This is a genomic window from Ruminococcus sp. Marseille-P328 (genome assembly GCF_964249465.1).
Classification (GTDB): domain Bacteria; phylum Bacillota; class Clostridia; order Lachnospirales; family Lachnospiraceae; genus Blautia_A; species Blautia_A faecis.
In genome coordinates, this window is the sequence record NZ_CAXUBQ010000017.1 from 75,454 (window position 1) to 97,515 (window position 22,062).

General features: G+C 43.4%; 22 protein-coding genes. 11 read left to right on the forward strand and 11 right to left on the reverse strand.

Annotation, left to right across the window (positions count from 1 at the left end):
- Positions 1-76: 76 nt before the first annotated feature.
- Genes ACESTK_RS12990 through ACESTK_RS13010 form a run of 5 tightly spaced genes read left to right on the forward strand, consistent with a single transcriptional unit; the run spans position 77 to position 6,373 of the window.
- Positions 77-685 carry an MptD family putative ECF transporter S component gene (locus ACESTK_RS12990; RefSeq protein WP_226837920.1) on the forward strand — a complete coding sequence of 203 codons (609 nt, stop codon included), beginning with the start codon at positions 77-79 and terminating at the stop codon, positions 683-685.
- A complete protein-coding gene (locus ACESTK_RS12995) occupies positions 682-1,407 on the forward strand; it encodes an energy-coupling factor transporter transmembrane component T (protein WP_226837921.1) in 726 nt (241 codons plus the stop codon). Before ACESTK_RS12990 ends, ACESTK_RS12995 begins: the two co-directional genes overlap by 4 nt.
- Positions 1,404-2,876, forward strand: coding sequence for an ABC transporter ATP-binding protein (locus tag ACESTK_RS13000; protein ID WP_373119927.1), 1,473 nt, complete (start codon positions 1,404-1,406; stop codon positions 2,874-2,876). The genes ACESTK_RS12995 and ACESTK_RS13000 overlap by 4 nt, the downstream gene beginning before the upstream one ends.
- A 4-nt stretch (positions 2,877-2,880) precedes the next feature.
- On the forward strand, positions 2,881-4,650 hold the full coding sequence (locus tag ACESTK_RS13005) for an ABC transporter ATP-binding protein (RefSeq protein WP_373119929.1): 1,770 nt from the start codon (positions 2,881-2,883) through the stop codon (positions 4,648-4,650).
- Positions 4,637-6,373, forward strand: coding sequence for an ABC transporter ATP-binding protein (locus tag ACESTK_RS13010; protein WP_195991789.1), 1,737 nt, complete (start codon positions 4,637-4,639; stop codon positions 6,371-6,373). Before ACESTK_RS13005 ends, ACESTK_RS13010 begins: the two co-directional genes overlap by 14 nt.
- 75 nt (positions 6,374-6,448) lie before the next feature.
- Here the strand turns inward: ACESTK_RS13010 and ACESTK_RS13015 are convergent, their stop codons facing one another.
- Positions 6,449-7,312: an IS66 family transposase gene (locus ACESTK_RS13015; RefSeq protein WP_195991790.1), complete on the reverse strand. Its 864-nt coding sequence runs from the start codon at positions 7,310-7,312 to the stop codon at positions 6,449-6,451.
- A gap of 22 nt (positions 7,313-7,334) precedes the next feature.
- Here ACESTK_RS13015 and ACESTK_RS13020 point away from each other — a divergent pair, with 22 nt between their 5' ends.
- A complete protein-coding gene (locus ACESTK_RS13020) occupies positions 7,335-8,126 on the forward strand; it encodes an IS66 family transposase (RefSeq protein WP_330637238.1) in 792 nt (263 codons plus the stop codon).
- 191 nt (positions 8,127-8,317) lie between these two features.
- Here the strand turns inward: ACESTK_RS13020 and ACESTK_RS13025 are convergent, their stop codons facing one another.
- The 10 genes from ACESTK_RS13025 to ACESTK_RS13070 all read right to left on the reverse strand — a co-directional run bounded on the left by ACESTK_RS13025 (position 8,318) and on the right by ACESTK_RS13070 (position 17,056).
- Entirely contained in the window at positions 8,318-8,566 is a 249-nt protein-coding gene (locus tag ACESTK_RS13025) for a hypothetical protein (RefSeq protein WP_226837924.1), read from the reverse strand.
- Positions 8,567-8,945: 379 nt separating this feature from the next.
- Positions 8,946-9,344, reverse strand: a complete 399-nt coding sequence (locus ACESTK_RS13030; protein WP_195991791.1) for a HEPN domain-containing protein — start codon at positions 9,342-9,344, stop codon at positions 8,946-8,948.
- Positions 9,337-9,675 (reverse strand): nucleotidyltransferase family protein, encoded by a 339-nt coding sequence (locus tag ACESTK_RS13035; RefSeq protein ID WP_173736142.1) that lies wholly within the window; start codon positions 9,673-9,675, stop codon positions 9,337-9,339. Before ACESTK_RS13035 ends, ACESTK_RS13030 begins: the two co-directional genes overlap by 8 nt.
- A 453-nt stretch (positions 9,676-10,128) precedes the next feature.
- The gene (locus ACESTK_RS13040) at positions 10,129-12,375 is read right to left on the reverse strand and encodes a DUF2298 domain-containing protein (RefSeq protein ID WP_195991793.1); all 2,247 of its coding nucleotides are present in this window, start codon (positions 12,373-12,375) and stop codon (positions 10,129-10,131) included.
- A 28-nt stretch (positions 12,376-12,403) separates the two neighbouring features.
- The gene (locus ACESTK_RS13045; RefSeq protein WP_195991795.1) at positions 12,404-13,579 is read right to left on the reverse strand and encodes a hypothetical protein; all 1,176 of its coding nucleotides are present in this window, start codon (positions 13,577-13,579) and stop codon (positions 12,404-12,406) included.
- Positions 13,576-14,262 carry an RNA polymerase sigma factor gene (locus ACESTK_RS13050; RefSeq protein ID WP_173772303.1) on the reverse strand — a complete coding sequence of 229 codons (687 nt, stop codon included), beginning with the start codon at positions 14,260-14,262 and terminating at the stop codon, positions 13,576-13,578. Before ACESTK_RS13050 ends, ACESTK_RS13045 begins: the two co-directional genes overlap by 4 nt.
- 37 nt (positions 14,263-14,299) lie before the next feature.
- A complete protein-coding gene (locus tag ACESTK_RS13055) occupies positions 14,300-15,250 on the reverse strand; it encodes a helix-turn-helix domain-containing protein (protein ID WP_173719092.1) in 951 nt (316 codons plus the stop codon).
- A gap of 385 nt (positions 15,251-15,635) precedes the next feature.
- The gene (gene yaaA, locus ACESTK_RS13060) at positions 15,636-16,388 is read right to left on the reverse strand and encodes a peroxide stress protein YaaA (protein ID WP_195983277.1); all 753 of its coding nucleotides are present in this window, start codon (positions 16,386-16,388) and stop codon (positions 15,636-15,638) included.
- On the reverse strand, positions 16,388-16,843 hold the full coding sequence (bcp, locus tag ACESTK_RS13065) for a thioredoxin-dependent thiol peroxidase (protein WP_148462672.1): 456 nt from the start codon (positions 16,841-16,843) through the stop codon (positions 16,388-16,390). Before bcp ends, yaaA begins: the two co-directional genes overlap by 1 nt.
- A 3-nt stretch (positions 16,844-16,846) precedes the next feature.
- Positions 16,847-17,056 (reverse strand): DUF6219 family protein, encoded by a 210-nt coding sequence (locus ACESTK_RS13070; RefSeq protein WP_148462673.1) that lies wholly within the window; start codon positions 17,054-17,056, stop codon positions 16,847-16,849.
- A gap of 175 nt (positions 17,057-17,231) precedes the next feature.
- On the opposite strand from ACESTK_RS13070, the gene ACESTK_RS13075 reads away from it, so the two are divergent.
- The 5 genes from ACESTK_RS13075 to ACESTK_RS13095 all read left to right on the forward strand — a co-directional run bounded on the left by ACESTK_RS13075 (position 17,232) and on the right by ACESTK_RS13095 (position 22,058).
- Positions 17,232-17,393, forward strand: coding sequence for a hypothetical protein (locus ACESTK_RS13075; protein ID WP_173719094.1), 162 nt, complete (start codon positions 17,232-17,234; stop codon positions 17,391-17,393).
- Between the two features lie 110 nt (positions 17,394-17,503).
- A complete protein-coding gene (locus tag ACESTK_RS13080; RefSeq protein ID WP_173719095.1) occupies positions 17,504-18,271 on the forward strand; it encodes an ABC transporter ATP-binding protein in 768 nt (255 codons plus the stop codon).
- Complete coding sequence (locus ACESTK_RS13085) at positions 18,261-20,333, forward strand: FtsX-like permease family protein (RefSeq protein ID WP_195991797.1); 2,073 nt, start codon at positions 18,261-18,263, stop codon at positions 20,331-20,333. The genes ACESTK_RS13080 and ACESTK_RS13085 overlap by 11 nt, the downstream gene beginning before the upstream one ends.
- A 19-nt stretch (positions 20,334-20,352) precedes the next feature.
- The gene (locus ACESTK_RS13090; RefSeq protein ID WP_023922618.1) at positions 20,353-21,030 is read left to right on the forward strand and encodes a response regulator transcription factor; all 678 of its coding nucleotides are present in this window, start codon (positions 20,353-20,355) and stop codon (positions 21,028-21,030) included.
- Positions 21,027-22,058, forward strand: a complete 1,032-nt coding sequence (locus ACESTK_RS13095; protein WP_195991799.1) for a HAMP domain-containing sensor histidine kinase — start codon at positions 21,027-21,029, stop codon at positions 22,056-22,058. Before ACESTK_RS13090 ends, ACESTK_RS13095 begins: the two co-directional genes overlap by 4 nt.
- The last annotated feature ends 4 nt before the right edge of the window (positions 22,059-22,062 follow it).

Genomic DNA, 22,062 nt, shown 5'->3' on the forward strand with positions numbered 1-22,062 from the left:
GGTTAGTGACGACTAATCATAATATAACAGATTTCAGACGGTAGGTCAACCGTTCTTGAAAGCAGGAGGAAAAAATATGAGTAATCAAGTAAATGCAAAGGCAGGATTGTCTGTCAAGGACTTAGTAACAACGGGAATTTTTACTGCGCTTCTGTTCGTATTCATCATGGTAGGAGGCGTCTTTTTTGCTACCAACCCGGTGCTGACCTTTTTCATGCCCGCCGGGAGCGCTTTGCTTGCAGGACCAATTTATCTGCTGATGATCGCAAAAGTACATAAACGCTGGAGCGTCACGATCATGGGCGTTATCATGGCCATCATCTGGTTTGTCACTGGTATGCACTGGGCGTTTGCGTTGGGCTATCTCATTATGGCTGTCGTAGCTGATTTTGTTGCCGGTACAAAGCAGTACAAAAGCAAGAAGATCAACAGTCTGTCCTATATCCTTTTCTCCCTGGGCGGAACAGGGTCGTACCTTGTTTTCTTCGCTGATCCCCAGGGGTGGGCGCAGACCATGTTGGGAAATGGAACTGAGCAAAGCTATATCGACACCATGCAGACGACCGCAAATGCAGGAATCTTTATCGCAATGTTTGTCGCTCTCCTTGTAACAGCTTCTATCAGTGCATTTGTGGGTTGCAAAATGTTGAAGAAGCAGTTCGAAAAAGCGGGTATTACAGCATGATGGGTAACACCGTACAGAAAGGGCTTTGGCTTGACCCGCGGGCCAAGCTCTTTCTTATTTTGATGTGTGTACTGAGTTCCATGTTCGCACCTTCTCTTACCTATCAGTTTGCGCTTGTCCTGCTGATTGCTGTATTAGGAGTGCTTTGTGGAAAGTGGAAATATGCCGTAAAAGGGGTATGCTTTTATGCGGTAGTCTGTGTACTGACAGTCTGGATCATGGCGGCTATGACGGGGACGCTGCGAACCATGTTTGTTGCGTTCCTTGGGCTATTTCACAAGGTTTACGCCTGCGGGATGCTGGCAGGGATAGTCTTGTCTACAACAAAGGTCAGCGAATTTTTATCCGCCATGAACCGAATCCATGCCCCGAAAAAATTTGTCATCACATTTGCGGTCATGCTGCGCTATATTCCAACCGTCCAGGAGGACTGGCATTTTATCAAGGACGCCATGCGGATGCGGGATGTATCGCCCTCCCTGGGCGGATTCCTTTCCCATCCGGGAATGACAGTAGAGTGTATTTATGTTCCGTTGCTGATGATGGCCTCCAAGGCAGCGGACGAGCTTTCTATCGCTTCTGTTACCCGCGGGATTGAGAATCCCAATCACCGGACCTGTCTTGTCCAGATAAAATGCGGGATTGCAGACTGGACGGCGATGTTGATTGCGGTTGCTTTCTTTATTTTTGAATTATGTAAGCGGGGAGGTGTGATCGGGTGATTGAGTTTGAAAATGTATCATTTTCTTATGAGGGACAGAAGCATGACAGTCTGCATGGAATCAGCCTGAAAATTGCAGACGGGGAATGTGTCTTGTTCTGTGGCCGCAGCGGGTGCGGAAAAACAACGGTCACAAGGCTGGTAAACGGTTTGATCCCACAATTTTACCAGGGAGAACTTCAGGGGCGCGTGCTAGTGGACGGACAGGAAATCAGTGACCTACCCATGTATCAGATCGCTGCAAAGGTGGGGTCTGTGTTTCAAAATCCCCGGACACAGTTTTTCAATGTGGATACGGACAGTGAGATTGCCTTTGGAATTGAAAATGAAGCCAGGCCGGTAAAGGAACTGGAGGAACGGGTAGAACAGACAACAAAAGATTTGCATATTGAAAAGCTACGGAACCGAAATATTTTTGAACTGTCGGGCGGGGAAAAACAGAAAATCGCGTTTGCGTCGGTCTATGCCATGAACCCGGAAATCTATTTGCTGGACGAACCATCCTCAAATCTGGACATGGCTTCCATCCAGGAATTGAAAGAACATCTGCGGCTGATAAAGAGCCAGGGCAAAACCATTTTGATTGCGGAACACAGGCTCTATTATCTGATGGAGCTGGCAGACCACATTGTTTATCTGGAAGATGGGGAAATAGCAAGGATTTTTACGCCAGAGGAATTTCTCCGTTTGACGGAAAACGAACGGGAACACATGGGGCTGCGGGCAGTTGACCTGACAAGGGTTCTTCCTCCAGCCACCCATCCTACGGTTCTTCCTCCTACATTAGCAATCCGTGATGTTAAGCTGCGTTATAAAAAGAGGACGATTCTACACCAAATTGCTCTTTCTGTCGCAAAGGGAGAAGTCATTGGGGTTGTCGGTCATAATGGAGCCGGAAAAACCACGTTTTCCCGTGCTCTGTGCGGGCTTCATAAAAACTGTGAAGGTGAGTTCCTTTGGAATGGTCAGCCGCTAGAACACAAGTTGAGGCTGAAACGCTCTTATATGGTGATGCAGGATGTGAACTATGAATTGTTTGCAGAAAGTGTGGAGGCAGAATGTTCCTTCGGAATTCGAAACCCGGATCAGGATTTAGTAGAAACAACCATGGCGGAACTGGGGCTTACAACCTACCGGGAACGCCATCCCAACACGCTTTCCGGTGGACAGAAGCAACGGGTGGCTGTGGCAGTCAGCATGATCTGTGGAAAAGATTTGCTGGTGTTCGACGAGCCCACCAGCGGACTGGACTTTGACAGCATGGCGCAGGTGGCGGGATTGATCAAACGGTTATCCGAACAGGGAAAAATCATTTTTATTGTCACCCATGATTTTGAATTTGTCTGCCGTACCTGCTCACGTGTCTTGCATTTTGATGAAGGGGAAATGCCGGATGACATCCCTGTTGTGATGGATTTCCTCCCAAAGATCCGGGAACTGTTCTCTGTTTCAGGGGGAAAGGAGATGTGAAGTGATGAAACAGAAAAAGGAAAACAGGATTACATTGCTGCTTCAATGGGCTGGTGAGCAGAAAATCTGGCTGCTACTGGCAATTCTGCTGGCTATGGCAAGCGGCCTATGCATCATTGTTCCGTATATTGGGATTTACCGTGTGATGGATGCCGCTTTCCAGCATATCTGCACAAACGAGCTTGTCGTACAGACGATCATGATGATTGCCGTTTCTGTGGTTCTGCGCTTTGTTTTATTTGGGTGTTCCGGCGTGGCTGCTCATAAAGGTGCTTACGGCGCTTTGTTCAAGGTACGCTGCATGGTAGCGGAGCATCTGGCAAAAGTTCCTCTTGGTACGCTGAATGAGAGGCGGACCGGGGATATCAAAACAGTACTGAATGAAGATATTGAAAAATTAGAGTTGTTCCTGGCTCATAACCTTCCAGACCTTGTGTGCTATATGGTAGGGCCGGTAGCGATTTTTATCTATTTAATGACAGTAAATATCCCATTGGCACTGGTTTCCCTGTTGCCGTTGATTCTGGCCGTTGTGGTAATGGGGGTTATGTTTCGGAATACGGACGATTTGATGAACCGGGCGAACCGATCTATTACAACGCTCAATTCCGTTATGATCGAGTATATCAGCGGTATGAAACTGATTAAAGCGTACAACATGGGGAGCAAGTCGTTCCAGAAATTTTCCGGCGCGATCCAGGAGGAAAACGCCATGTGGAATGAAACCTCCCGGAGAATGGGACCTCCTTACGCAACTTTTGTGGTTCTGATCGAATGTGGGATGCTGCTGATGGTTCCCTTGGGCGGAATGTTCTTCCTGAAGGGCTCCCTGGCGGCCAGTGCTTTTTTGCTGTTCGTCTATGTCGGCTCCATGTATCTGACAGAGATTCGGCCTTTGCAGGAGTTGGGGACAAACTTTGCGAATGTCCTGGGCGCCATTACCAAAACAAAAGAAATATTGGATGTTCCTGTTTATGAAGGCGGAAAGGACTTCCCGAAAAACCATGAGATTGAACTTAAGAATGTACGTTTTTCCTACGATGGGAAAACGGATGTCCTGCAAGGCGTCAACCTCAAGATCAGGGATGGGGAGCGCATGGCACTTGTGGGACAGTCCGGCGCGGGCAAGAGTACCGTGATTGAACTGATCTCCCGGTTTTATGATGTGCAGGAGGGGGAGGTGTTGATTGGCGGTATCAATGTGAATGAACTGAACTACGATACCATTCTGAAGAATATTGCCATTGTATTTCAAAAGACATTCCTTACCCGTGACAGTGTCCTGGAAAACATCCGCATGGGTTCAGACGCCAGCCTGGAGGAAGTACGGGCTGCCGCCAGGGAGGCGCAGATTGATGACTTCATCATGTCACTGCCAGATGGTTATGACACAAAGGTAGGCAGCTTCGGCTCCCGTTTCTCTGGTGGAGAAAAACAGCGGATCGCCATTGCAAGGGCAATCCTGAAAAATGCCCCCATCCTGATTCTGGACGAAGCGACAAGCGCCTCTGACCCGGAAAATCAGATGGAAATTGATAAGGCCATCCAGAACCTCTGTAAAGGCAGGACGGTCATTGTGGTAGCGCACAGGCTGAGTGCCCTGAAAATGTGCGACCGTGTGGCTGTGGTAGAGAACCATACAATTACCAATGTCGGCACCCATGAGGAAGTACGGAAAGAGAACGCTTACTATCAGAAAGCATGGGAGGACTACGAAACAGCTCGGGGAATTACTTATCAACTGGAAGGAGGCGGGCAGAATGAATCCGAATAACGTATGGAAGAAGAACAGGGAGTTTTATATTGGCGTTGCCGGGACGGTTCTGGAGGGGTTGCTCTCTGGCAGTTTGTTCATGCTGCTTTATTCCGTCATGCGGTTTTTATGGGATGGTCAGTTTGACATGAATCGTATACTGGTACTAACGGGTATTATCGCTGTCATCTTCCTGTTCCGCATTTTGATATACAGCTATGGCTATACCAAAGCACAGATCGGCGGTGCCAGAGTCAGTAAAAATATCCGCCTGTTTATGGGCGACCATCTCAAGCGTATCCCGCTTTCCCGGTTTACGAGGGGGCAGACTGGCGATTATATTAATACAATTACCAGTGATGTAAATAATTATGAAAAAATTCTGACGCATAAGATTGGGGACATTGCAAAGAATTTTGCCTTGTCGCTGATGCTGATCGTTTTTGTGATGACGATTTACTTTCCTGCCGGATTGATTCTACTGACTGCTGACTTGCTTTTGATTCCCGGATTATGGCTTTCCTTCCGGCAGGTAGCGAAATATGGAAAAGAGAAGAACGATATTTGTGCGGAGAATGTCAGCAGCATTGTGGAGTATGTATCCGGTATCCAAACTTTCCGGGCCTATGGCGTTGGCGGTCTGAAAAACAAAACCGTGATCCATGCCATGCAGGAGTTTAGCAGGATCAGCTTTGTGTATGAAGCAAAGGTTCTCCCGATTGGTGCGGGATTCGGTATTTTGAGCTGGCTGTCCTGTCCGGTTGTGATCTGGACGGTCTATGGCCCCTGGGCAGCCGGAACTTTAGATACCGTGTCCTATCTTTTGATTTGTATGCTACCTTTGTTCTGTGCAAAGCTGGCAAATTCCATTTTTGTAGACCTCACCAGCTATAAGAATCTGATGATCTCGAAAAATAAAATCATGGCTGTGATGAAGGAACCGGAAGAAACCGGCAGCATGAAGTCGTTGCAGGCAGCCTCCCATGAGATTGTATTTGACCATGTGGACTTTTCTTATGTTCCCGGGGAACCGGTGTTAAAACAGGCTTCCTTTACTGTGCCGAATCAGAAGCTGACCGCCATTGTGGGGGATTCCGGCTCCGGCAAGTCTACCATACTGAACCTGATTGCAAAATACTATGAAGTATCTGGCGGCACGATTTCCATAGGGGGCAGACCGATCAATCATGTAGCTGCGGAACGGGTATTAGACCAGATTTCTATGGTGGATCAGGATGTGTTCCTGTTTGATGATACGGTGCGGGAGAATATCCGCTATGCCCGCCCGGATGCTACGGACGCAGAAATTAAAGCGGCCTGCCGGGAGGCAAACTGTGACGGCTTTATCCGCAAGATGGAGAAAGGTTATGATACGCCGATTGGGGAAAATGGTAATCTCCTGTCTGGCGGTGAACGTCAGCGCCTTTCCATAGCACGTGCCATTTTGAAAAACAGCCCAATCCTGCTGCTTGACGAGGCAACGGCCTCCCTAGACATTGAGAATGAACTGGCGGTAAAACAGGCGATTGCAAACCTGCTGAAAGAGAAAAAAACCGTGGTGATGATCGCACATACCCTGTCCATCGTAAAAAATGCCGATCAGATTCTGGTGGTTTCCGATGGTCGGATCACCGAAGCTGGTACGCACAAAGAATTGTTAGCAAAGGACGGAAAGTACGCTGCCATGTGGAATGCAGAACAGCAGTTTTCGCATTTTCGATATGAACAGGTTCACAAATCTTGATGCTAACGGAAATATTCGCTGGAATAAAATAGAGTAAGCGATGAATAACCACCCGTGTACGACTTCCAGGAGACCTCAGATAGGAAGGTCCCCTCGATTTTCCGGCAGTATTTTTTCTGTATCTGTTATTCCTGAACAATTTTCCTTTATGAATTCACTCCACGGCATCAGCTGCTTTATGCCTGCGGGCTCATTTTTATAGTCCGGCATATACAGCAAGAGTGTATAGAGATATTGATAAATGTTCAGGTTGTTTGCCTTGGCTGTTTCAATCAGGCTCATGACGATTGCGCTTGCATTTGCACCGTCAACTGTATCATGAAACAGAAAGTTTTTCCTCGCTGTTGCGTAAGACTTTGCCCTCCGTTCCGCTGCGTTGTTTGAAATCTCACATCTTCCATCAAGAAGATAGTTCATCAGTGTTTCTTTGTGGTTGAAGGCATAGTTTACTGCTTTTTCAAGTTTGCTTCCGCCTGTCGGATTCAGGCTTCCCAGCCATGACCAGAATTCATTCCATATTTCCGGTTCCTTTTCCTGGCGTTTCTGTTTCCGTTCCTCTGCAGGCAGTTCCTTATAGCAGCGTTCCAGGAAAAACAGACGGTTGCAGAAAGCTACTCCTTTTTCTGCCGGAAGAAGGCCGTTATCATCTGACATTCCGGAAGAAGGCTCTTTTAGTTCCTCTTCTGAATTGATATCCAGAAGCTTCAGCTTTTTCCGACGTCCTGTCGGGACAGCTTCATAAAACTTCCTGCGGCAGTGTGCCAGGCAGCATACCAGAACCACATCTTCAATCCTTCCATATGCGGAATAACCGTCACAGTGCAGCAGCCCTTTGAATCCGGACAGGAATTCGATCGGGTTTTCCCCGCCTCTGCCGGGCCGGTAATCGTAAAGCACGATCCCCGGAAGCCCATCGCTTTCACTCAGATAGATCCACATATTATGTGACTAGTTACATAATATGTGGGTCTACCGGTCAGGCTTCATGTATCCGGAACGTCAGATCATCCTTTATGAATACCAGAAGACACGGAATGCTTCACATCCCCGGAACTTTCTGAAAAATTATACCGGGATCTGTGTTACGGATGGATATCAGGTATACCATACCCTGGAAAAGGAACGGGAAGACCTGAGGATTGCCGGCTGCTGGGTTCACTGCAGGCGGAGATTTCATGAGGCGTTGGAAGTCATACCAAAGGCACACAGGGAAGAATCCATCCTGTATTTATTCATGAAACAGATACAAGCCATCTACCGGGAAGAGGGAAAGTTGTCCGGTATTCCGGCAGAGGAACGGCTCACCCAGCGTCAGCTGGTGGTAAAACCACTGGTGGATGCTTTCTTTGCGTACCTGAAGCAGAACGAAGCAAAGGTTCCCAAAAGCGGAAAAACAAGGGAAGCATTTACTTATGCTTTAAATCAGGAATGGTATCTTCGGGTGTTCCTGGATGATGGTGATGTTCCGATAGACAACAATGCCAGTGAACGGGCAATCCGTGGTTTCTGTATTGGAAAAAAGAACTGGGAGATGATTGACACAGTCAATGGAGCTACAAGTTCCGCAATCCTTTACAGCATAGCGGAAACCGCAAAAGCGAATAACCTGAAACCATTTGACTATTTTGAATACCTGCTGGCTGAGATTCCAAAGCATACAGATGATCAGAATACAGACTTTCTTGAAGAACTTTTGCCCTGGTCCAAAACATTACCAGAACATATCCGGAAACCTAAGAAGGCAGACGATTAACGGCCGCTAAAAGCGGCCTGATATTTGTCAAGGTACTTGGGTTCTACCGTTTACGCCTAACATAATGCCCGCAGCGCAGAGAATGTATTTGCGATCGTTTCCCTAGCTGCCCTGTTTGAGATATCAGGCTGGATTCCGTTCATCCGGATTGTGATGACAGTATCAGGATGAATCCCCTCTCCACCTGCTGTTTAGGTTGGCGGGATACAGAATTTCTGCTCTGCGAAAGAAACCGGAACAACTTCCTGTTTCTGGGGAAGCGTATCCTCCCGTTCCGTGATTTCACATGCCTTGGCCCGCAGGCGGCGTATATGATAATAAAACTTGCTTGGCTGGATATGATGCTCTTCGCACCAGATTTTATCCGAAAGACCGCTGGTACGGCACTCATGAATAATATTTAGCCATTCCTCATCAGATCGGCGCGGATGTCTTTTCAAAGTAAATCACTCCCTAATTATAAGAATTATTTGGAGTGTTTTTTTACACAGGACCTTAATGATGTGAAGTAAAATAGTCCGAATAGTAAAGTCACATAGAAGATGTATAGAAGTTCCACTCCATGAGAGAATTATCTTATGAAAAAAGAAAACTGTCTAAACGGTGGGTTATTCATCGCTTACGTTCTTTTTTCTTGCATTGTTTTGCTTCTCCTATGTGTATTTTTGTGTAAAGGAAAAAGGACAATAAATAAAAAATGTATAGTGCAGTGGAAACACTATACATTTCAAAAATTTCTTTTTCGCTAAACATACTTTGGGATTCTGGAAATATACTGTATGCAACACGTCCGGATAAATAAATTGAGATAATTTTGTCTTAAATCATGGTTGGAAGGTATTTTTTTATTTCTTCCAAAATAAAGCAAGCAGACTCATATTGTTTAGCAGCATCCTCTGCTGATGCGATGTAGAATTCACTGTAATCGCTATCTTCTCGGACTGTTTTAATCCTTCCCAGCCTTTTTCCTACTTCTCTTGATACCTTTCCTGATGCTACGTACGTTTTGTTAAAATATGCTACAGCATCTTTATGTCTTTTAAAGTCTACTCCTTCAATGGCCAGCACAGCCTTTACTGCATAAAAGGCAACATAATAAGAACGGTTAATACAGTCCTTATATAGATGATATTCCAGGCACATTTTAGCAGCTGTCAGAGTTTCTTCCGCTTGTTCCATGCGGTATACAGAAAGAGCTTGTCGTTTTTCATTATCCATTAACTACGATCCCCTCCTGTTCTACATTATAATAATAAGGAAGATCATTCTTCCAATAGTTAAAATGATCTATATTTTTTATAACTGGTGAAATATCTACCCTGTATTTCATAAGATATTCGAATGCGCAATCTGAAACCTGATCATAAAATGAGTTTATTTTATCCACAGGAGTATTTACCAAAACCATTACATCTATGTCTGAATTCTGGTTATAATCACCCCTTGCATAAGAGCCATATAAGCGAACCATACGAAAATCATCTTTAAAAATGTTTCTCATATCTCGCTCAAATTCTTTTAATATAGTTGAAAGTTCTCTTCTACGCATATAGTCACCTTCTCCCATTTTTTGGATACTTTAATTATAATCCTTCCCATATAGATTGCAAGACTATAATTTTTGTAAACAAGAAAAAAGGCTACTTAGAATTCAACCTAAATTTTTGCTTCACGTTCAGTGTAACCATATTTTTCTGCAATGTCTCTGTTTGATTCGAAATAAAAATATTTTAGAACGAATATTCTTTGGCTCACCTTTTGTTCCCGAAAAAAAGACTGACCAATTTTCTAATCTCTTCATCGTTTCTGTCAGAAGCATACTTTTCATTCGGCAATATGCCCGTAAATTCATCTAGTGCGATAATTACTTTAGCTGACCGCTTTTTTGCTTTTTAGATACCTTGAGGTATCTATAGAAATCATTTCTGGCAACTTTAGCAACATGAGCCCTAAAATTGACTGACTGTGTAGGTGGATTTTGTTCCATATTCCTAAATATGTGTCATTCAGTCATCGTCCCATTGGAAACTTCAATTATCGTTGTCTCACTCTGTCGAAAAACAACTTTTCCTATCGAAGCTAAGAGTTCGCTATTGATTTCTCCATATTTCTCATACTCACAGCTTCCGATGAATAAATAAGAAATCTTATACTTTTCTATCAAAGATTTTATTTGATCAGCGTTGCTTGAAGTGTATATGGTCTGTACGTCCTCTTTTCTCTGGTTTTCTTCTTCCAGATCATTTCTCCACAGCCATTCATGCACATACCAGCCTAAAACCGTTGGCAGTCCTGTCATTGCAGAAACACGGTTATCATAATCCTGGTAACTGTCACCGCTGGCTTCCAGAATGATAGGCTGGCCTTCGACGTTATCATTCAGCCAGCGGATCGCAGCGGCGTCATCGGAAATTGCAGTTTCCAGATAATTTGTTGCATTTAGTGTCTGATATGCATTTCTTTTCGGGAATCCGGTAAACCAATGGGTGATCGCATTTTCCAGGTAGCCGCAGGTTGAGATCAGAACAAGGATCGCAATGATCCCTGTCAGGGACTGAAGCCTTGGACACCTCAGAAGCCCTTTACACATGACAGTACTGTCAGCGCCATTGCATCTTTTTATCCTGTTTACTGTAAAGAATACCAATATATACGCCATCATAATCCCAAACATGATATACGCCTGATAAGTGAGCTTGAACATAGTGTTAGCTCTTGGGGCTGTTTTTTCATAAATGTCCCGTACATAAACAAACTCAGGAATAAAAATCAGCCCTATAGCACAAAGTACAAGAACCAGGCCATACAGATCCGGATACTTTATACTGTAAAAAAAGCTCCAGAATTTTTTCTCTGGAAATGTCCCTATGCTTTTCAGAATCCCGATAACAAATGGCACGCAGACCAGAAGCGGGAATGCCCATAATACACAGAACTGGTAAAAAGCGGTATGTATTTTTACGATTCCAATTCCCTGGACCATTACATTTTCAAAAGTCAAATGAAATGGAAGGGATGCAAGAAACGCAGCCGCCAGCAGTTCAACCCACTGTATCACACTCCATTTCAACGCCTGACTTATAAAAGAGCCGGAGGAATGACGTTTCAAATTTCCAAAGAGCAATGTCCCGCAGATCACAACGTAGTAGATCATAAAATCCCATGTATTGGAAAAAAGGAACATTCCCAGAAGCAGCCCAAGGAGTCCGATCTCTCTCTGCCTCCAGCTTTTTCCTGAGTTTGTCTTCATCCAGGAATAAAGGATTCCCAGTACCGTCAGGACCAGAAAGACATTGATCACATGGGCATGAAGATCTCCCAGAACAAAAGAATAAGATGGAAACTCATGGATTGTCTCATCACCGGTCACAGCCGGATCAAAGCCGATATAGCGGGTAGAACTTGGGAACCAGTAATCTGTTTTTATTTTCAGGAGCCTGAGGATGATCCCATAGATAATATAGTGGAGATTTCCACTCATGGACACTGCCATCCCTGCCAGAATACCGCCAAGACAGAAAGACCATTCTCTCCCAGTCCTTAATTTGTCCTTCAGCATCTGACGCACCAGACTAAAAGGAAGAAGAAAGGCAAAAGCAGCAACCATGGTCCTCATCAGATTATAAGTGACCTCTACATTTGTTCCGGTCAGCTTCGTAAGGAATACGGCAAGATACTGTCCGCCATAATAATAATTAAAGGGCTTTCCGGCATACCACATATCCTGGGCTGGCAGAGTGGTACTTCTCATCATGGCCTGCATGAAACCAAAATCCATATATTTTTCCGTCCCATGGGCTGCTGGATGGAATCCGGCCAAATATGTCCAGAAAAGGAACACCAGGAAAAACAGAATCTCTTCCCGGTAGACCAGGGCTGCCTGTTCCCATGGAAGTGAATCCGGGAACCTGTTCTTACATTTGATTCCATATAAAAGACTTCCAAGGCAGCAGATAACCGTGAGGATCACACAGGTGATTCCTGTAAATGGAGAGATCTTCAGACAAGCCAGTAGCCATTGTACATATCCGCATACCGCAACCGCCAGTACCTTGGAAAACATCCAGCCGTTATCATCAAATCCTCGAAACATCCTGGATGTTACCGGCATAAATACCAGTCCCAACAGAAACAGCATCTCCCACCAGGTTAAAAATGCAAAGAAATCAGAACCCAGGAGCCAGTAAGCAGTGCCTGCCAATAAAACAACCGGGGCAATCTTTATCAAATAAATTCGTTTCGCATTCAAGCCAGTATCCTTCCTTTTCCTGTTTTTATTATTCCTGAGTTAGAATATCATTTTTTTCAAGCGTTCCTGTAAATATGGAATATGCTCCCGTTATCTTGCAGCTGCCGGAAATTTTCCCTTCATATTCAACCGCTACAAGATCTCCTGTCTTGATCTCCCCACTTTCACTCCATCTTTTTACCCTTATGTCATCTGTATATACCTTATATTCTTTTCCGGCTTTGGGGTTCCTACATAAAGCTGTATTATCAACTATCATATATCCATTTCCAATTTCCGTGACAGTTCCGGATATGGTTGGCGCACTGCTGCTGGATTTTGTTTCCGTGGAATGCTTTTGTACGTAACGGATGATTTGTCCTGCTGCTTCTTTTCCAATGAAATAGCTGTATTCATAGTCTAAAATATTGGTTGCGAAATAGCCGTCTTCAGAAATGTAGATCACCCGGTTATAAACACCCAGCGTTTCCGAGGTTGCAGTGAAAGCGAGATAAATACGGTTCTCTCTTTCAAAGAAATCACTTGTATTATCAAGTTTTGCATCACTGCGGCCCGCAAGGATCTGCCAGATCTCATCATCATTATCCAGCAAAAGCTCCTCTTTTTCCTCATAATTTTCACATTTTGTCACGTAGTTTAACTCTATATTTTGAGAAAGACCATACAGTTCCAGCAACTTCCCTAAAGTATCTGGAGCAGTGCTTTCATCAGCTGCATAAACATAAAATCCGTCTTCATTCCCTGCAGCAATCATCAGTTCTTCTGATATTCCATGAATCTTCCGCACCTCAAATGTTTCCGTATATTTTTTTTCGGTATCAGGATCAAGGCCTTCTGCTATACAGGAGCCAATCTCATCCCCTAGTGCATCTGTGTGGATTGGATTCTGGCTTTTTACGGTAAACTGTTTTCCATTAAACTTAATAGCAGGATACTTTTCAGCTGCAGTCTTGTATTTCCATGGCCATTCTATGGCTCGTTCTGTTTTAGAAACATGATATTTATATTTGCTTTCAGCTGTTGCGTCATTCTTTAAAAGATGCGGAATCAAAATACCTGCGATTACAAATAGGGTAAGACAAGCCGCAGCCGTCATCCATTTCATTACAGGATTATGCCTTTTCTTTGGCGGTGCTTCCAGTGTAGCAGTGATAAGCTCATTATCAATATAACCAATGGCATCTGCAATTTTGGGTATGTTCATAGATAGATTTCCTCCTTGATCAGATATTCTTTTAATTGGGCTCTGGTGTGAGCCAGCATATGTGTTACTTTGCGTTCAGTAAAACCACATCTCTCTGCAATAGCTATGTTAGATTCAAAATAAAAATATTTTAGAAGAAACACTCTCCGGACCACTTCTTTTTGTTTATTAAGAAAAATACTGATTGATTTTCCAATCTCTTCGTCATTCCTGCTCGGAGCATACCTTTCATCTGGCAGTATATCTGCAAGTTCATCCAATGCCATAACCATATCAGCGGATCGTTTTTTAGCTTTTTGTTTTCTAAATTTATCTATGGAAATACTTCTGACAATTTTGGAAATATAAGCCTTAAAGTTATCCGGCCTTGTAGGTGGAATTTTGTTCCACACTCCTAAATATGTGTCATTCACACACTCTTCCGAATCCTGGAGGTTATTTAGGATATTATAGGCAATTTTATGACAAAGTTTTCCATATTTTATATCTGTTTCCTTAATTGCCTGCTCGTTTCTTTCAAAATAGAGTTCTATGATTTTTTTATCGTCTATGATATTCCCCTCCTCAAAAATGTTCTCAATTATAAAGTCGGCTTTTTTTGATGGGCGTCTCAAAAAATTTATATTTTTTTGAATTATAGCATAGAAAAAAGAGAACAGCTTTAGCCATTCTCTTTTTGTCATCTGAATCCAAATTTTTTTTATCAAGAATACCAATTTTCTACTGCTTTTCTTGATTTCGAATCTCCTTAATCAGCTCTACTGCATTTTCTGCATCATCAGTTTTTACGAATATATCCATTCCATATATTCCAAAGCCAGGTGCCCCATGCATCGCAACATTCGCACTTGCCTCCTGTGAAAAAGCCATTATTCCATTTTGTCTTAACATTTCCATGAGTTGTTCCGTTTCTATTATATTTTGTGCATTGTAAATCTTGATATATTCCATCTTAGATAATGGTGAAATTTCTTTTATATTTTGAGTATTTGTTGGATTTTGTTTCTTTTTCCGATTGATAAATGTCAGAATTCTAAGAATAATAAATGCGACAATAGTAATACCGATCCAAAATTCAAAAGCTAATCGTGTTATCTGTGTTTCTGTAGCTCCCATTCTTAACAAGCATACGCCATAGAGGAAAGCAAAAATTCCTGAACATAATACGCTGGTAAGAAAATCCCTCCATACAGTAGTATTTTGGGGCAAACATTTATCCCATATTCCATTGTATATCATAATAGTTGCATACAGGATTCCTCCGGCTAAAACACTTACTGTCTCTCCTAAAATAAAACGAATATTTATTGTCAATAACATTTGAATAATAATTGCCATTACACCAATCACAAACATTGATGCAAAGGCAAGATTTCCAGCCTGTAGTGCTTTTCGTTTTGTCCATTCTTCATACATTGCAACTTTGTCCAAAGTTTCTCTCATCTCTTTATTCATAGCCTGGCTCCTTTCTCCATCCAGGAGCTCTCTCATTTCAACATCGTAATATTCAGCAAGCTCAACAAGTATGCTAAGATCTGGCATATTTGTTCCTGTTTCCCATCTGGAAACTGTTCTTGCAGACACTCTGAATTTCTCAGCAAGCTGCTCTTGTGTCAGATTCTTTTCCTTACGACATTGCTTTAAAAAAGCTCCGATCTTTTTTGTGTCCATGTCTCTACCTCTCTTCCACTTACAGTTTACCAATATGTAACAAAATTACCACGACATAAAATGAGAATCCACGAATTTTCAACCAGACATTGTATGTCTACGATATTCAAAGTTACTTTCAACATCAAAAGTTGCTTTATGGTCATTCAAAATTATCAATCCTTCTTTTCAGCTTTAGGTTTATGATAGGCCATTTATATAAATTATCGTATTTTTTACTCTCCGGTCCAGCATTTTTTTCTGCAAACTGGAGGTATATCAGCCTTTCTTGTGAGTAGCAAAGTATTCTTTCAAAACAATCAGTGCTTCCTCTCTCAAAATGCCTGATTACAGTTTTATTATTCTGCTATGATTTTATGTAGTTTTATTAGTATGCAATACCACACTACAGTGCAGACAACCGTTCAAAAATATATTCCTTCTCTGATGACAAGTCTTCTCTAAACCTATAGCCCAGTCTGTTAAATTCTTGTATATCAGCTGGATTTTCAATCCCTCTTTCTGCCATAAATCTGACCATTTCGCCGCGGGCCATTTTTGCATAAGTACCTTTTGTTACCAGCTTTTCTCCGGATAATTCACAAAATGTAATCGTTATATACGTATCTTTTGGTGACAGATATTTTTCTATGCATTTCGAATATTCTTTTGATGCCAGATTAATAATGATCCGGCTGTCATCAATAACGGACTGATATAGCAGATCTCCCCAATAGTCATATAAATTTCGGGTATTTCCTATTGTAACCTTTGCCTGCATTTCCAGGCGATATGGTTTCACACCGTCCAGTGGCTTTAAGCTTCCATAAAATGCGGATAAAATTCTCAGATGCTTTTGGATATACTCAAACTGTCCGTCTTCAAACACTGCTGGTGCCATATACTGGAATGCAATTCCTTCATAAGACAAAATAGCTGGAGTAAGCATGTGATAAAGATCCATATTTTCTAATCTGTCAAAGTTCTGCCTGGCAATCTTGTCATTACATTTCCAGATTGCTTTCAGTTCCTCTTTTTCCAGGCTCTTCATCCAACTCAGTATCTTCGTTGTCTTATCAAGAAAATCCGGCATTCCTACGGGTGCTATGCTGTCCGTATCCGTAACCATCTTTTTTGCCGGTGATAATATAATCTTCATCACGCCAATTCCTTCAGCATATTTTCAGGATCATCTGCTGCTTTCACTTTATCATTTGCCTTTATGATAATTCCATGCTCATCAATCAGATAGGTCGTCCTTACTACTCCCATAGAGACTTTTCCATAATTCTTCTTTTCTTTCCAAACGTCATATGCCTCAATCACTTTGCGCTCCGGATCTGCCAATAAGGTAAATGCCAGTCCGTATTTTTCTTCAAATCTCTTATGAGAAGCTACTGAATCCTTACTAACACCAAGGATAACAGCTCCTTTTTCTGTAAACTGAGGATACCGATCTGAAAAGCCACATGCCTGTTTCGTACAGCCAGCTGTATTATCTTTCGGGTAAAAATATAAAATTACTTTCTTTCCGGCATAATCACTTAATTTATGCATGTTTCCGTTCTGATCCGGCAGTTCAAAATCAGGGGCTTTTGTTCCTGTTTCCAACATTTTTTAATCCTCCGTTTCTGTAGCTTCCGCTTTCTTTCTTGTTTTTTTACTGCCAGAAATCATTTTGTGTCCTGTATAGATAGACATTATCATACAAAGCAGAGAGCTTAGTGCAAAATATTTGTGACTTGATTTTAAGCCTTTATATCCTGTATAAACAGTTCCAATCATGGTAATAAATGCTCCTAACGACCAATATTTGTGTGCTTTCATGTGATTCCTCCATTTTTCAGTGTATTCAATTGTAATTATACTCTACCGCATTCCTATGTCAATTTTATAATAGATCCTTCCTATAAAATTTTTCAGAATATCTGATATGATACCCTCAAGTAGGGCATAAAAATATAAAAACCTACTTGAGGGTATCATATCAGAACTGGCGGTTATGTTTGAGGGAAGCACCGCCAGCGGTACAGAGCAGGCTTACCGGAAAGCGATGGATAAGCTGACAGAGCTTCTGATTGCCGAGGATGCCATCCATGCAGGCCGGCATATTTTTTCATTGCCATCCGATGTTCTTACAAAACATATACTTCTCCCCCCTTGATGCGTCATTCTTGTTCTGAAAACAGGAACAGAATTCTTACAGCGACTGTAAGTGTTATATATTGTGTTTCTGTGCTATCATTTACTTAAAAATGGATAGGAGGTATTCATATGAACCCAATTTTGAATATTGAAAATCTTACCAAAGTCTATGGGACTTTGCCAAACCAGACGAGAGCCCTGAACGGAATCACTTTTCAGGTCATGCCGGGAGAGTTTCTCGGTATTATGGGAAGCAGCGGTTCCGGTAAATCCACGCTTCTCAACTGTATTGCAACTGTGATTCAGCCCACAGGCGGACGCATTCAGGTGGATGGGGATACTTTGCAATCGCTCAAGGGAAAGACTCTTGCAGAGTACCGTAGCAAAAAAGTTGGTTATCTATTTCAGAACTTTGAATTGCTGGACAACCTGACTGGCAGAGAAAACATCCTGCTTCCGACTTCCTTGCATGGGGTATCCGAAGCAGAAAGCAGCCAGAGGCTGAAGCAGTTGACTAACTATCTGGAAATCACTGATGTTCTGGATAAGTTTCCGTCCAAGATGTCCGGCGGTCAACGTCAGCGTGTTGCGGCAGCAAGGGCTCTGATCTTGCATCCTCAAATGATTCTTGCCGATGAGCCGACGGGTGCGCTGGATTCTAAGAACGCAAGAAGTCTTATGGAGAAGCTGTCCGACCTGAATCATTACGAACAAGCTACGATCCTGATGGTAACCCATGATTCCAATGCCGCCAGCTTCTGTAAGCGCATCCTGTTCATCCAGGATGGCGTGATCTTTCATGAGCTACGACGTGGAGACGAATCCCAGCAGGAGTTCTACGGGCGCATCCTAAAAGTGATGGCGCAAATGGGAGGGGGCGGCGCAAATGTTCTCTAATCTCATTCTTCGGAACAGCCGTCGCAGCCGAAAGGAAAACGGTCTGTTTTTCAGCTCCCTGGTGATTTCTATTGTTGCCTTTTACATGATTCTTTCCATCTCTACTCAGGATGTTATGATCTTTTTGCAGAAGATGGAGAGCGATGCCGTGAACAGGCTCTTGCTTCTGATTCCTGTGTTTTACGGAATGACCTTGGGTATTCTTTTCTTTTTGATCTATTTTGCCTGCAAGTATCAGTTCGAGCGCAGACGGCATGAGTTTGGTGTTTATCTAATGTTGGGGATGCGTAGAAATAAACTGTTTGGTATGCTTCTGGCGGAAGATTGCCTGACTAGTATTCTTGCCATGCTCATAGGTTTACCTGTGGCTGTGGTGCTTTCAGAAATTGTCAGTCTTGTCACCGCCAAGCTAGTAGGCATGGGAATCATCGGTCATCAGTTTTCTTTATCTTGGTCTGCGATTGAATGGACGTTGGCAGGATTTCTGGCAATTAAGCTGACGGCACTTCTGATTTTGAGTGGACGGATCAGCCGCCAGGAGATCGGTACTTTGCTATCCCAGCCAGCGAACCGTCCCAAAAAGCAAATGCCTTCTATTTTCTATGGGCTGGCTGCTGTATGTGCAAGTGTGATGTTGGCAACGGCTTATTACATGGCAATTCAAGGAATTGCATGGACAAAGGTAAGTATGATGGGACTGACTTTACTGTTAGGTTCGGCTGGTACGATGTTGCTGTTCTACGGAATGCGGGCACTGATTGCTCTGATTGTCAAAAAAGGCAAAGAAAAAAAGCAGCTTCATGTATTTACTTTCCGCCAGATTCAGGAGAATGTCATTCATCAGTCAAGCTCTATGGCTATCAGCTCTCTGCTGATTCTTGCAGCACTGTGTTGCTTTGGTGCAGGCTTAGGAATCGCAGGGACAAACAATCTATCCACCGACCATGTAATTGACTATACCTTTGAAGATTATACCGTTGAAGATTCGGCGCAGGTTCTTTTGAATATACAGAAAACCCTGAACGAAAACGGTTTGGAAAATCAGTTTTCTGAGCTTTTTGAAATGAAGGTTGGGCATATTCGCACCACAGAAGATTACGAGAATGCCTACAGCATGGATGCTGTTATGGAATCTCTTCGGAGCCTGCCCCAGTCGGAAGATCGGGATGTCCTTTTGAACACTCTTGGTTATGCCACAGATCCGTATCTAATTTGTCTGTCAGACTATAATCGTTTACTGGAATTGTCCGGCAAACCTGTCATTAAATTAAGTGAGGATGAAGCCGCTGTTTATATAGGTTCCGACTTCACTACTGTAAATCGCACCGCAATGCTGAACGGCATACTTACTGAACATCCTGAAACGGAACTGGTTGGCAGTCCGATTCATCTTACAGGAGAGGTTCAGTCTGTGAATTTGGTCGCGGACCGTTCTATTACTTTGTCCTTTGCATTGATTCTTCCAGATGAAGCCTTCCTCTATCATACCCAAGGAATGTATGATACGTATGTGAATGCGGTACTCAGTAAGCAGGCTATGGAAGGAAATAGCCTTATGACTGCATATTTAAATTTGAGCGAGAAGCTGAACGAAACTGGCCTTGAATATGAAAGCTATCTTCAGAATATGGGCCGCCAGCTTTTCTACACCGTAGCATCCATCTATATTACCCTCTATCTGGCGATTGTGTTCCTGGTGGTTGCCAACACCATTGTGGGTGTTCAGTTCCTGATGAGCCAGCAGAAAACCGGGCGTAGATACCAGACCCTGATCCGCTTGGGAGCCACTTACGAAAGCCTTTGCCAGTCCGCCAGAAAGCAGATTTCGTGGTTTATGGGACTTCCTGTATTGGTTGCAGCTGTCAGCAGTCTGTTTGGAGTCAGAGCGTTGTTTACAGGGATACTCTCGTCACGAACCCGTGGGACAGTGTCTGAAATGCTACCTGTATCTGCTGCTATGATTTTGCTACTTTGTGTGATAGAATGTGTTTATATGAGTGTGGTCAAGCGCTCCAGTGATCGGTATTTGCTGACACTGATGCAGCCACAGAGAGAAGAATAATTTGGAAGGAGGTGCTGTCGTGAAAAGAATTGCTGTTGTGGAAGATGAAGTCTATATGCGGGAAGAGCTCTGCAATATGCTCCAAAAGGACGGGTATCTTGTGGAGGCAATCACCGAGTTTGAAGATGCCGCTCGGCTCTTGGCAGCCCTCCGTCCTGACCTTGTGATCTTAGACCTGAATTTGCCGGAAATCAGTGGCTTTCAAATCTGCCAGGAGCTAAAGAATAAAACCGCTATCCCCGTCCTGGTGCTGACTTCCAGAGACCAGGTAAAGGATGAACTGCAAGCGTTCCAGTTGGGTGCAGATGAATATTTGACGAAGCCGTGCAGAAAAGACCGGCTTCTTGCCAGGGTATCCAATATTCTCAAAAGGTATGAAGGCCGTACCAACCTCATAGAGGGATTGGATTTCCTGTTGGACCAGCAGACTTACACACTTTATATTCATAACACCTCTGTGGTGCTTCCCAAAAATCAGGGAAAACTGTTGGTTGCTCTTTTGGCCAGTGGTGATGCTCTGGTCACGACGGAGCAGCTTTGCTTAGCACTATGGGGAACCACAGAATACATAGACGAAAATGCCTTGCAGGTTAACCTGACCCGGTTGAAAAAGACGATGTCCGGTCTGGAGATGAAGCAACGAATCGTTGCGGTTCGTGGGATGGGCTATCGTTTGGAAGCGGAGGTATCTCCATGAAGCAGTTTTGGCGCATAATAGAACGGTACTACCCTTGGCTGCTGTTGCTGCTGGGTGTGGATTGCTTTTGTTCTATCATTCTTTGGATTTCTGACATTCAGGCATTTCAGACCTTGATTGGGTTAGTGGTTCTGACAAGCATCCTTCTGTTTTCAGCGATCCTGTTTGTGCTAAACAAGCGGGAGACCACCCGCCGAGAGCTGTTCCGGGATTTCCTCAGTGATCCTACCATCTGCAACAGGGAACGGCTGCTCAGTGCCATCAGCCGGGAAGAAGGAGAATCTATCCAGCTTCTGGCATCCGTTTTACAGGAACACAAAACTGAGAGTAACAGTATGGCAGATGCCCTACAGGACTATGAAGAATATGTGGAGGGCTGGGCACATGAAGCGAAAACGCCCCTATCGCTGTTGACTATGCTCCTGGATAATCGGAGCGACGAAATATCTTCTCCCCTGCAAGCAAAGCTGGATTATGTCCGCAGTCAGCTTCAGGAGGATGTCACTCAAATGTTATACTATGCCCGGTTAAAGAGCAGTACAAAGGATTATCAGTTTGAGGATATCAATTTGAATGACTGCTTGGGGGAAGTTCTGGAGGACTATGCCCCACTTCTGGAAGAAAAGCAGTTTGTAATTCTCAATAAACTGCAATCTGAAACAGTCTATACAGACCGTAGAGGGCTTCAGTTTATGTTGGGACAGATCGTGAGCAATGCCATAAAATATAGCAGCGATAGTCCCATGCTAACGATCTCTATGATACATTCGGAGACCGCAGATGTCCTTTCAGTTGAGGATAACGGCATCGGTGTAAAAAAATATGATCTGCCGTATATTTTTCAGAAGGGCTTTACCGGGGATTTTACTGACAGCAGAAAGAAAGCCACCGGTATAGGGCTTTACTTGGTTAAGAAGATGGCTGACGATCTAAACCTTCGTCTGGAAGCTGCTTCCCAATGGGGAAAGGGCTTTAAGATAGTCATCTTCTTTCCAAAATTGAGATTTAATGGAAAATCATATAAATAGAAAA